The following is a 12109-nucleotide window of genomic DNA, read 5'->3' as shown; positions in this document are numbered from 1 at the left end:
TTTTGGAAGATCTTTAGACAATCCGGCACGACTGAATAAGTAGCATAAGTGGGGAAAAATAAATGAAAAAAACAAATATGATCATCATCTTAAGTGGCTTTATGGCAGCAATAGCAGCAAACAATATGGTTTTGGCGAATGAATATCCGCGAACTGGAATTGGTGGCGTGACCAATGGCGTCGCCAGTAGTTTTGTTGGCGAATGGTCCATTCATTATCCTGAAGGGAGCACCTATTCGGCCAGTGGCGTCACGAGCTGCGAAGACCCTGTGCGCATCGAAAGTACTGAACCCAGTTCGATCGTCTACCAGGCAGTAAATGGCGATAAAGTGGAGTTCATTTTATCGTCTTTTATGGATCGCACCGTTTGGATGCCTGCCATGACCGAAAGCACGTTGGCGGTGTGGACTACTAAGGACGAATTTTTCGCTTATCAAGTCGACCTTAGAACCGGAAAAGCGAAGTGGGAGGCACCTCTAGTGTATCGCCGATGTGATGTGCAGTGAAGGGGATGCAGACCGGCTTTATTGCAATAGCTATTACTAACCTTCGAATCGTCCCAGTCCCATTTCCGGCGTGTGCGAGGAACAATTGCGGCTTGCTACAAACACTAAGCATAAAGAACATCACTTAGGAGAATGTATGCTCGCCCCAACATTTGGTCGGCACGGAAATTATGACGATCGGGACGCCATAATTTCGAGCGCCCCAAAAACGTCAACTGTGCAGCAAGTTTCTAGTTTTTGGCACCAGCGGTTTCCAAAATATAAGATTTCAGCACATCGCTCAGTCCGGCTTCGCATTTTTGATTAACGACAGGGAAAATGAACCGCTCAATTGAAACGCGTTCGTTGTTCTTCTGCTCAAATTGGACCGCAACCGAGACTGTTTCAAGCTGGGTATAATATTTGAATCGTTGTTCCAAAATACCATCGGCATGAATGAGACACAATTCCATCGCGGCACTTCTGATCAGGGGAACATTACGCAATTGTTCCGGCTCATCAAGGGCATAGACCAACTGGAGTTCACCCCATTCATCGCCCTGCTCTACATAGCGAAGAGCTACACCCAACCCGCTCGGCATTTTGGGCGAAAGATTATTTTGCGCGACGCTTAATGGCTTTGGGGTGCATGTCTTGTCTTCGCCAATAGCAAAGTCAACTTCATGAAATCTCGTCCACTTCACATCTTCCCCAAGACCTTCTGGCCGAGTCGCGGGAGTAAAATCCCACCGGATCCTAGTCTTGCGTATTTTTTTCTCATCTAATTGTTCCCAGCTATTTTGCACTAGGTTTTTGCACAAAGGCTCAAACGTTCTGGCAAAAAAGTCAGCGGGGATCGACCCAAAAAGTTCTGGTTGGAAATCTGGTTTCCCACGCACCAAGAGCGTTAATTCGCCAGTGTCGTTGTTTGTTTCAATCAAGTATTCCTCTATTATGAAATGACTGCCATCTCCCAAGGGAACGGTGCTCTGTGCCCAACCGCTTTGTATCGGCAATACAGCACAAAGGCATGCGGCCAGCAAAGTGGCTTTTGATTTAAACCATGGCATAATTCTTCTATCCTATCGTTTTCAAGAAGATAGAGAAATCCTTTGTGCAGTACCCTCCCCTGAACATGGTAATATATAGCACTATGGGTTAGGCCGAAATGGGAGTACCAACCTTGCTCTAGTTATCTTTGGAAAAAATTCGCTTGGTCCGGTGCAAGCTTTCAACCTAAATGTGACGCGGTGAATTCAGGATTGGCGTACAAATCAACACAGGCAATGGTCCGCTCGAAAGCAAGTTCGTTGTTACCAACTGTCCGTGCGCGAAAACACCGGAGACTTTAAGCGTATTTTTCGAACCGCTTTTGATTTTCTACAAAACCCGCAGAAACTCTGGGCTTCTGATCATATGGAAGACAAACGTGCGATGCTAAAACTGGCATTTGCAGAGCGTATACCATGTATGCGAAATGAAGTGTCTGACGTCAGCGCGTATGGGTCCAAGTAGTGTAATTTGATAAGAGAGTGTTTTAGGCTCATCGCAACCACCAAGGAGTGGAAGATGAGACAGACCAGTGGAACTCGAAAGAGCCATGGCGAGAAGATCGTCAAAGACATCAAGCGTGCCACACGTAAGCAGTATTCACCCGAAGAGAAGATCAGGATCGTGTTGGACGGTCTTCGTGGCGAAGACAGCATTGCTGAGCTGTGCCGTCGTGAGGGTATACGCAAGGCGGCAGCACGTCGATTGGCAGAAGCTGGCCGTAGCAACCAAGAAATAAAAGCAGTGACCGGACACCAAACAGATGCGGAAGTTAACCGTTACACCCGCGGAGCTTCACAACGAAAACTAGCCACACAGGCAATGTCAGAAAGCAAAACAGGAACAGAAATGTCTAACCCCTCTAAGAAGGTTAGACACTAGGAAGGTTAAACCATGGAAAACATTGATGATTTAAAATTGAATGGCGGAGAGGAAGGGATTCGAACCCTCGAAACAGTTACCCGCTTACACCCTTAGCAGGGGCGCGCCTTCAACCACTCGGCCACCTCTCCGAGGGCGTGAATACCTAATATGAGCCTTGGTTTGCAAGCACTTTTTTCAATTTGTTCAAAATAGCTCGAAAATTGGGAAAATCCATCTCAAACCGAAACTTGCTGTGAACGCGTGATAAAGTTCCTTCAAAACTAAACCAATCTCTGTACCTTATACATCTGACGAACCATTGGTGTGTAAACACTTGAGAAAACTTGACTATTGGAGAAAACGGATATCAATTTGTTTTTTGATCAATTCGCCCTTTTGACTGGCAGCTAACCGCGGCAGGTCAATTCATTGATGCCAATTATACTCTGTTAGTCAGTATAAGATATTTCAGATAAGCCTTGAAGCAACCAAGAGTTACCTTTGCCCATGACACAAATATCCAGGTTCCTGAAAAACCAAGCCAGGAACATTCGTGGTTTAAACACCGTTCCCGGCCTGATCGCTATGGGACTTTGGGGAATGTCACTGCTGTGCTTATGGGTGGATCATTCTTTTCCTGAGTTCTCATCCTCACAACCTTTTCGAGTGTTATACACTGACTATGACACCGCAAAAACGATCCTTTCCACGGTTGCGGCTGCGTCCATAACCACGCTTGGACTGGTCTATTCAATTGTGCTTGTGGTGTTCACTACGGCTGCAGGCAACATTGGGCCGCGCCTGCTGCAACGGTTTACCAGCGATCCGGTCAATCAAGTTACGGCTGGTCTGTTTGGTGGGACATTTTTGTTTGCACTTACTGTGCTGCACCAAACCGATACGGTGTTTGTGCCGTCTTTTTCCATTACGGTGACCTTTTTGTTGGCAGGGCTTTTTGTTCTCCAGCTCATTTATTTTGTTCACAAAGCTTCAACCAGCGTGACGATCGACGAAGAAGTGGCAGAAATTGCGGACCGGCTGGAACGAGATATTGCCAGACTTGTGGATGACGAAGAAGGCCGCGACAGCTACAAATCGGAACCGCCGGATAGCGACTTTGAAGTTCAAATTGAAACAAATGCATCAGGCTACATCACCCTTATTGATGTGCCGGCCCTAGTGAAACTTGCCAAAGAACATCAGCTTTTCATCTGCCTTGCACAGGGGCATGGTGATTTCATTGTGCCGGGCCTTTTGTTGGCCCAGCTCGATCGTTCGCTTGGCGAAGAAGAACAAGAAAAAGTTACCAAGGCAATTTTGAATGCGGTCGTTGTTTCCAAATCCCGTTCGCCTGATTCTGACATCGAGTTTTCCATTAATCTCTTGATCGAAATCGCGCTGCGGGCGCTCTCACCGGGCGTCAATGATACATTCACCGCGATTGCCTGTGTGGACCGGATATCCGCTGCGCTTGTGCGCCCTGCCCGTCGCGGCATGCGTGATCAATATAGGGCTGACGAAGACAAAGTTCCCAGATTGTTTTTGCCTGATCTGACTTTGATCGACTTAATCGATGTCACATTCCATCCGCTGCGTCGTGCGGCGAGTAGCAATATTTTGATGGCCAAGCATATTTTGAATGCACTGGGTCGACTGTATATTGTGGGCGATGAAGAGGCCTGTGAAATCATCAAAAAGCACGCAGATTTGATTGTCGAGAATGTTAAAAAAACCGAAATAATGCAAACCGATATAGACTTCATCTCGAAGCTCCATAAGAAACTTTTTTAGGCGGCGTTCAATCGATCAACGTCATTTTTGGGGAATCCGCGAAATTACATTTGCTCCGAATTTTTCAAGATGATTATCGCGCAATAATATAACGGTTTCAAAGCGTAGTATTTTACTCAATTTTTTGACATTTTTTTCTACCATTGCAATTTAGGCTGAGCATAATCATATCGGTGGATATTGAAATGAGCGACCATGGCGATTGTCAGGCAACGTTCTGGCCTGTAAAGTTGGACTATATTGGGCGCTAATACGGATAAGGAAAGAACCGTGTTTGGTAAAAAGCCAAAAGATCTTTTATTGGCGAGTACGCTGGTTTTATTTGCAATTTTTTCTGCATCTGCTGCATTTTCGGCGGACCCAACAGGGGTGTGGCTAACCAAAGACAAAGCAGAAATTACCATCAAGCGCTGTGGCGCAGACTATTGCGGCATTGTTTCCAAGCCAGCAAAACCAGGTTTACGCGATATTCGCAATCCTGATCCCGCTTTGAACGGACGACCTATTATGGGGATGCCTTTGCTCCGGGTCAGCAAAGAAGGAAAAAAAGGCGTGTTGCCGGGCCAGCTTTATAATCCGCTAGACGGCAAAATGTATGAAGGCACCCTTGAGTTAAGAGCCAATAACAAACTCCGAATACGCGGGTGTGTTCTTAAAATATTCTGCTTGCACGAAGACTGGGTCAAAATCGGTTCTTGACCGTCTATCCAATTCAAAGTCTAGCGCACGATTATCCTATTGCACTCGTTCATGTTTCACTAAACAATACGCACTGCATCTTAGGGGCTTTGTAAATTGGACATCATCATACTGTTTGGCGCGGGGCTGTTTGCTGGCGCGCTTAATTCTTTGGCTGGCGGTGGCTCATTTGTTATTTTCCCCGCGCTGTTGTTTGTCGGCGTGCCGCCGATCATGGCCAATGCCACCAACACTTTTGCCTGCCTTCCCGGCTACGGAAGTGGGGCGATTGGCTTCAAAGAAGATATACTGCGCCATAAAGACAAGTTGCTTCAATATTCGATCATATCGCTTATTGCTGGATATTTAGGCGCTGAAGCAGTGTTGCGCGTTTCAGATGAGCAATTTTCCGGCCTCATTCCGTGGCTAATGGGGTTTGCTGTGCTGGCTTTTTCGTTTGGCGGAAAGCTGAATGCATGGATGGCCGAACGCTCGTCTAACTCTGCGCGTGCGGCAAAGACCGGGTCGATCCTCACAGCCGGATTGCTCGCCCTCATCTGCTTTTATGGCGGGTTCTTCAATGCCGGTCTCGGCATTATCCTGTTGGCCTATTTGGTGCTTGCCGGGTTTAAAGACCTGAACGCCATGAACGGGCTGAAATTGCTCATTTCATTCTTAGTTTCAATAACCGCAGTCGTTCGGTTTGCGATGAGTGGGTCTATTGAATGGCAATCCGGCACGGTCGCACTCGTGGGTGCTACGATCGGCGGATTTGTTGCAGCCAAGTACGCCTATTTGCTGCCCGCTTCTCTCATCAGAAATTTTGTGATCGTTTACGGCATTGGGCTGACGGTCTATTTCTTTTACGGGCAATATTTCTAGCCCAAACCGGCGTAAAATCTACTCAGCCTTACGGACCCAAACAGCGCAATCATGAAACGCTGCGCCGCCGAATGGTGGCACGGGATCTGATCCGATTAGCGTATTTATGCCAATTTGATCTGAGTGGGCTGAATTGGGGTGAAGCCCCTCCACGATCAGCACGCCTGTTTGAATGCCATCAAAAAGCTTTGCAAAAAGAGTCACTTGGCCGCGAGCGTTACCAATCTGAATCACTTCGCCTTCGGCGATGTTTAGTGCTGCTGCATCCTTTGGATGAACATGCGCTTTGGGCGTACCCTCACGCTTTTGAGAACCCGGTGTTTCATTAAACGACGAATTGAGGAATGCGCGCGCGGGACTGGTCGCCAGCCTAAATGGATGACGTTCATCACAAGCCTCGTTCACGTCCCAATGGTCAGCGAATTTGGGCATTATGGCCGGATCACAGACCCACTCCACGCCTTTGGTTTTGCGCGTTTCTTCCCAAATTGGCGCAAATCGATATTTGCCGTCACCCCACGCAAAGCCATCGCGATAATGCGCGGCATCGGCATGGCGCTCTTTGTCCACAAAACCAGTTGTTTCAAATTCGGATGTGCCTTCAATCTGCGAGGCTTTGAACGTGTGATCAATCAATTCGCGATCTGACATTTCAAAAAATGCGGACGAGCTATCCAGTCTCTTGGCAAGTTGCGCAAATAGCCAATGGTTCGATTGTGCTTCTCCAGGCGCATTGATGAGTTTGGGGCCATTCAAGATACGCGTATGGCCGCCCCTTGTGTAATAATCGTTGTGTTCCAGGAACATTGTTGCAGGCAATACATAGTCAGCAAGTTTGGCGGTGTCGGTCATGAACTGCTCATGCACCACGGTGAACAAATCATCCCGCATAAAGCCGTTGCGCACCTTATCCTGATCAGGTGCCACAACAACTGGATTCGTATTTTGCACCAGCAGGGCCTTGACCGGAACGTTGGACTTAAGCGCTTTTGTGTCGCCCGTCAGAATTGGACCAATTTCGCACATGTCCAGCAGACGAGTTGGTGTTGCGCGCAAGTCTTTTCCTTCGAGGTCCGTCTTGTCCAAATCCCAAGTGCCAGAGTTGGAATGAAAAGCCCCTCCGCCCTCCTTCAACCATGCGCCAGTCATCGCCGGTATCGAAAGCGCAGCGTGCATGGCAACTGCGCCATTGCGTTGCCGCGTAAAGCCATACCCTAGCCGGAAAAAGCTCTTTTTGTTTTGCCCCACCAGCGCTGCAAACTCTTCGATTTGCGCCACATCAAGCCCAGTGATATTTGCCGCCCAATCGGGTATCTTATCCTTTAGATGAGATTCAAATTCCTCAGAGAAGTCTGTGAATTTGCTCATATATTCGCGGTCAGCGAGCCCGTCGCGCAACAATATATGCATAATAGCACACGCTAACGCGCCGTCTGTACCGGGGCGTACAATCAGACCAATATCAGCTTGCTGCATGGTGGCAGTGTTGTAGATATCGACCACGACGATTTTGGCGCCGCGTTCTTTTCGCGCGCGCATGGCGTGGGTCATCACGTTAACTTGGGTGTGTACGGGGTTGGTGCCCCAAATCACCACAACGTCTGACTTGGCCATTTCTTCTGGATTAACGCCCATCAGTTTGCCCGTTCCAGTGACAAACCCGGCCCAAGAGATCATCGAACATATTGTCCCGTATTGGCGGGAGTAGCCTTTAGAATTACGCAACCGTTCAAGCCCGTCGCGCATCACATGGCCCATGGTCCCAGCGTAATTGTAGGGCCAAATCGCTTCCGCGCCAAACTCGTCTTCAATTTCTAAAAACCGAGTAGCGATATCGTCCAGCGCTTCGTCCCAACTCACCCGTTGCCAATTGCCCTCACCCTTAGCACCGACCCGTTTTAGCGGATGAAGCAGGCGGTCAGGATGATGCACACGTTCAGCATATCGCGCGACTTTTTCGCAAATCACCCCAGCTGTATAGGGATCATCCTTTGCGCCGCGCACGCGGCCAATTGTATTGTCGTCGATAATTTCAACGTCCAGCGCACAGGTCGATGGGCAATCGTGTGGGCAGACGCTGCGCGCGATTTCGCGTGGGATCGGCTTATTCATGTGGAATACTTGTTTCGATAAATTGGTTTTCAACAAATTCATAGAGCATATGCGTGGCCTGATTTGTCAAGCGGTACAAAAACCAAAAAGGCCGCACTCCAGCAAGGAGTACGGCCAATTTCAAAATCAAAACAGTAAGCTTGGATTAGCCAACAAGTTCATCGTCTGAGAAGAAGTATTTGATTTCTTCAGCAGCAGTTTCAGGTGCATCAGAACCGTGAACTGAGTTTTCGCCAATTGAAAGAGCAAACTCTTTACGGATCGTGCCCGCGTCAGCGTCTGCTGGGTTTGTTGCACCCATAACTTCGCGGTTTTTCAAAACTGCGTTTTCGCCTTCAAGAACTTGAACAACTACTGGCTCAGAAATCATGAATTCGACAAGCTCGCCAAAGAACGGACGTTCTTTATGAACGGCATAAAAACCTTCAGCTTGTGCTTGGGTCATGTGGATGCGCTTTGAAGCAACAACGCGAAGACCTGCATCTTCGAATTTAGCAATGATTTTGCCAGTAAGGTTGCGTTTGGTTGCATCAGGTTTGATGATCGAAAAAGTACGTTCCAGAGCCATTTTAGTTCCTTAGGGGGTCAGGGAGAATTTGGGCGCGGTTTTACGCCGACTTGCGCCAAGAAACAAGCCTTAGTGTGATCTTATTCTGTTTGTTTGAACGGGTCTTTATGCACTCGGCTCTATCCATAGCTCATTGCGCTCGATCAAACCGCCCTCTTGGTGATGTACTTCCACGATCAAAATTTCAATTTCACTCGGTACTTCAAACACTTGATCAAAGGTTATGGGGGTTAAGACTTCAGCGCAAAACCCATCCCGGATTTGTGGCACGAAGGTAAGTTGGGCCGTATCTCCTTCGACCGAAAGAGATTGGGTGTTGCCCATTTGCCAACATGAGTTGGGGCCGGTGTAGGTATATTGAAGCTGGACCGATTTATCCCCGGTTCGCCATGCGCGCTGAATTGCTTCTTTTGGGGCCGCTGTTGGGTCAAAAAACTCCGAACTTTCGCCACTTTGTTCCGGGTTAGTTTCGCTTTGTTTCGAGATTGTTTCAGGACTGACCCAAATAGTTATTGCCAGCGCAATCAGCGCAGCCAACAGGCTAGCAACGATAAGTTTGATGTTCATGGTGATTGTTGCCTCTTCAATTTCGCGCCAATTGACCTATAAATGCATAAATTACATGGTTTTCTTAAATCGTTGTAGAAAAACAATGGCCATCCCGCCCCTATTTCAAGTACACAACCCTCAAATCCATTTGAGTTTTCAAACCATCGCCAATTGAAACATATGTCGGATCGTTCCGACTTGTTTCACAAATTTAGAAATATGTGACGTACCTATGCTGCAAATATCAAATCTGACTTACTTGATCGAAGGTCGCACACTTTTCGAAAATGCTAACCTGTCATTGCCAACTGGCGTCAAGGCAGGTTTCGTTGGGCCGAACGGTTCCGGCAAAACAACCCTGTTCAAAATATTGCAAAACGAGTTGGCACCCGATGGCGGTGGATTTGAAATTCACCAACGCGCTCGGATCGGTTCTGTGGCGCAGGAAGCACCTGCGACCAGCGACAGCGTGATGGATATTGTGCTGAGCGCGGATAAAGAACGCATGGCACTATTGGAAGAAGCAGAAACCGTAACAGACCCTAATCGGATCGGCGAAGTTTACACGCGGTTGGCTGAAATCGAATCCCATTCCGCAGAAGCTCGCGCCAGTGCAGTTTTGAAAGGCCTTGGGTTTTCGGCTGAGCGGCAGGGCGAACCTTGCGCCAACCTTTCTGGTGGTTGGCGGATGCGCGTGTCTTTGGCGGGCGTTCTATTTTCCAAACCTGATCTGTTGCTATTGGATGAACCCACCAACTATTTGGACCTTGAGGGCACCTTGTGGCTGGAACGTTATCTGGCCAATTATCCCTATACTGTTTTCATGATCAGCCACGATCGTGATCTTTTGAACAAAGCGGTCGATTCCATCGTGCATTTGGAAGGTGGCGACTTATCGTTTTATCGCGGCAAATACGACCAGTTTGAAGCCAATCGCCGATTGCAAATGGAATTGAACAACAAGCAGCGCGAAAAGCAGCTTGAGCAATTGGCGCATATGCAGTCGTTTGTAGACCGGTTCCGTGCGAAAGCCTCAAAGGCTAAGCAGGCCCAGTCTCGCTTGAAGCGAATGGAAAAGATTAAGCCTGTATCAGCCATGTTTGACGAACATGTTTCCCCCTTTACGTTCCCACAGCCTAAGCGTGCCGTATCTGCCCCGATCATCGACTTGCGGGATGCGGCCACTGGTTATGGTGAAACGCGCATTTTGAGCAACATCAACGCACGCATTGATCCCGAAGATCGGATTGCCCTGGTTGGGGTCAACGGCAACGGTAAATCCACCTTTGCCAAACTGCTCGCTGGTGAATTGCAATTGCAAAACGGATACCTGAATAAGGCACGTAAACTTGAAATTGCCCATTTTGGCCAACACCAAATGGATATGCTCAAACCTAAGCAAACCCCGATTGAGCATGTTGAGCAGCTTATGCCTTATGACAGCGAAGCGAAACGACGTTCTCGTATTGCCCAAATGGGTTTGAATACGTCGCGAATGGACACATTGGCCGAAAACCTTTCGGGTGGTGAACGCGCAAGGCTATTGATGGGGTTAATCACCTTCTCTGGCCCCAACATGTTGATTTTGGACGAACCAACCAACCACTTAGACATTGATAGCCGAGATGCGCTTGTGCAGGCCCTTAACGAATATGAAGGCGCTGTTTTGATCATCAGCCACGACAGGCACTTGATCGAAGCGACAGTTGATCAGCTTTGGATTGCAGAAAACGGCACCATTTCTGTTTGCGATTATGATCTTGATACCTATCAGCGCTCAATTATTGGCGGTAAGGGCGATAAAAAGGGTGATCGGGGAAGTAACCAAAGCCCAGCAGACAGAAAAAAAGACCGCAAGCAAGCGGCAGCACTTCGGGCAGAGCTTTCGCCGTTGCGCAAAGAAATCAAAGCGCTAGATGCTTTGGTGAGCAAGCTAAACAAGGACGTCAAAAAGCTCGATGATGAGCTAGGTGATCCTGAACTGTTTCAAAATGATCAATCAAAAGCCGTGCAATTGGGCAAAGACCGCGCTGATATTTTGCAAAAAATCGAATTGGCAGAAGCTGATTGGTTAGATAAAACTGATGCATTGGAAAAAGCAGTAGCAGAACAAGCAGCGCGATAAGGGAACATTATGAAGCATTTTGGATTGGCACTTGGACTTGCTTGCGGCTTGGTTTTTACTGCACCGGTTAGCGCTCAAGAACTTACCGACGAGCAACTAGGCGCAGCCGCGGATTTTGCGATAAACGCCACTGCAGTCACGCTTTATCATGAGATTGGTCATTTGCTGGTCGCGCATTTTCAACTGCCCATTTTGGGCAAAGAAGAAGACGCAGCGGACAATATTGCCACCATTATGATGTTGAACGCGCAAGATGATGAAAAAGACGCGGCGCTGATCGATTCCGCGAACTCCTTCTTTTACTCAAACAATGAAGCCGCGCCAGAAATCGAAGATGAAGCCTTTTATGATGTGCATAGTTTAGACCTGCAACGAGCGTTTCAAGTTATTTGCCTGATGGTTGGTTCAGACCCGGACTTGTTTGGCGATGTGGCAGACGAAGTGGGCATTGACCCTGAGCGTCAGGAAAGCTGCAGCTTTGACTATGAACAAATTTCTGGCAATTGGCAGCGCCTAAACGAGACTTTCATCACTCAAGGCAGCAACGGCCAACCGATCACTGTTTCTTATGAAGAGCCCAGCGAAGAAGAAGCTGGCGCTGCCGAACTGTTGCAGCAATCGCAAATTATGGAAACAATTGCCGAAGAGATCACAAGCACAATCGAACTACCCCGTGCCGTTAAATTCATCGGAAAAATGTGCGGTCAAGAGAACGCGTATTATGATCCAGAAAATGAAGAGATCGTCATCTGCTATGAGATCGTGAACCTTTATTACCTCCAAGTGACCGCTGATATGTTGGCCAACCCTGAGGGGTAGTGGTTTTTTAGTGAGCGCTATTACTGGTGTCACCTTGAGTTTGATGAATGGAAGTTGTTCCGCGCTAGAAAATTACCATTTTCGAAAGTGCAGTAATGGCTGCAATGTGGACAAATCGACTGATCTCAAAATTGTTCTATTGCTAAATGGGGCATAAATTGTACAGGCGTTCTGATACCTAGCCCT

Annotated in this window: 10 protein-coding genes, 1 tRNA gene and 1 pseudogene; 7 read left to right on the top strand and 5 right to left on the bottom strand. The window is 47.9% G+C overall.

Annotation, left to right across the window (positions count from 1 at the left end):
* The first annotated feature begins 62 nt into the window (after positions 1-62).
* Complete coding sequence (locus ACSHWX_RS09455) at positions 63-506, top strand: hypothetical protein (RefSeq protein ID WP_435667964.1); 444 nt, start codon at positions 63-65, stop codon at positions 504-506.
* A 230-nt stretch (positions 507-736) separates the two neighbouring features.
* On the opposite strand, the gene ACSHWX_RS09450 is transcribed toward ACSHWX_RS09455, so the two are convergent.
* The gene (locus ACSHWX_RS09450) at positions 737-1555 is read right to left on the bottom strand and encodes a hypothetical protein (protein ID WP_435667963.1); all 819 of its coding nucleotides are present in this window, start codon (positions 1553-1555) and stop codon (positions 737-739) included.
* A 499-nt stretch (positions 1556-2054) separates the two neighbouring features.
* Here ACSHWX_RS09450 and ACSHWX_RS09445 point away from each other — a divergent pair.
* A pseudogene (locus ACSHWX_RS09445) lies at positions 2055-2258 on the top strand (IS3 family transposase); the annotation flags it as partial.
* A gap of 200 nt (positions 2259-2458) precedes the next feature.
* Here ACSHWX_RS09445 and ACSHWX_RS09440 read toward each other — a convergent pair.
* Positions 2459-2548, bottom strand: a tRNA-Ser gene (locus tag ACSHWX_RS09440).
* Between the two features lie 358 nt (positions 2549-2906).
* Between ACSHWX_RS09440 and ACSHWX_RS09435 the strand changes: the two genes are divergently transcribed.
* The 3 genes from ACSHWX_RS09435 (at position 2907) to ACSHWX_RS09425 (ending at position 5750) form a co-directional block, all read left to right on the top strand.
* A complete protein-coding gene (locus ACSHWX_RS09435) occupies positions 2907-4190 on the top strand; it encodes a DUF2254 domain-containing protein (protein WP_435667962.1) in 1284 nt (427 codons plus the stop codon).
* A 270-nt stretch (positions 4191-4460) separates the two neighbouring features.
* Positions 4461-4889, top strand: coding sequence for a DUF2147 domain-containing protein (locus ACSHWX_RS09430; RefSeq protein WP_435667961.1), 429 nt, complete (start codon positions 4461-4463; stop codon positions 4887-4889).
* A gap of 96 nt (positions 4890-4985) precedes the next feature.
* The gene (locus tag ACSHWX_RS09425; RefSeq protein WP_435667960.1) at positions 4986-5750 is read left to right on the top strand and encodes a sulfite exporter TauE/SafE family protein; all 765 of its coding nucleotides are present in this window, start codon (positions 4986-4988) and stop codon (positions 5748-5750) included.
* Positions 5751-5768: 18 nt separating this feature from the next.
* On the opposite strand, the gene ACSHWX_RS09420 is transcribed toward ACSHWX_RS09425, so the two are convergent.
* The 3 genes from ACSHWX_RS09420 to ACSHWX_RS09410 all read right to left on the bottom strand — a co-directional run bounded on the left by ACSHWX_RS09420 (position 5769) and on the right by ACSHWX_RS09410 (position 8997).
* Positions 5769-7862 (bottom strand): molybdopterin-containing oxidoreductase family protein, encoded by a 2094-nt coding sequence (locus ACSHWX_RS09420; RefSeq protein ID WP_435667959.1) that lies wholly within the window; start codon positions 7860-7862, stop codon positions 5769-5771.
* A gap of 145 nt (positions 7863-8007) precedes the next feature.
* Complete coding sequence (ndk, locus tag ACSHWX_RS09415; RefSeq protein WP_435667958.1) at positions 8008-8430, bottom strand: nucleoside-diphosphate kinase; 423 nt, start codon at positions 8428-8430, stop codon at positions 8008-8010.
* A gap of 105 nt (positions 8431-8535) precedes the next feature.
* Positions 8536-8997, bottom strand: a complete 462-nt coding sequence (locus tag ACSHWX_RS09410) for a hypothetical protein (protein ID WP_435667957.1) — start codon at positions 8995-8997, stop codon at positions 8536-8538.
* A gap of 214 nt (positions 8998-9211) precedes the next feature.
* Here ACSHWX_RS09410 and ACSHWX_RS09405 point away from each other — a divergent pair, with 214 nt between their 5' ends.
* On the top strand, positions 9212-11104 hold the full coding sequence (locus ACSHWX_RS09405; protein WP_435667956.1) for an ABC-F family ATP-binding cassette domain-containing protein: 1893 nt from the start codon (positions 9212-9214) through the stop codon (positions 11102-11104).
* Positions 11105-11113: 9 nt separating this feature from the next.
* A complete protein-coding gene (locus ACSHWX_RS09400; protein ID WP_435667955.1) occupies positions 11114-11923 on the top strand; it encodes a DUF4344 domain-containing metallopeptidase in 810 nt (269 codons plus the stop codon).
* The last annotated feature ends 186 nt before the right edge of the window (positions 11924-12109 follow it).

The sequence above is a fragment of the Maritalea sp. genome, from assembly GCF_051251695.1.
Lineage (GTDB): Bacteria > Pseudomonadota > Alphaproteobacteria > Rhizobiales > Devosiaceae > Maritalea.
This window is presented reverse-complemented; position numbering and strand designations above follow the sequence as displayed.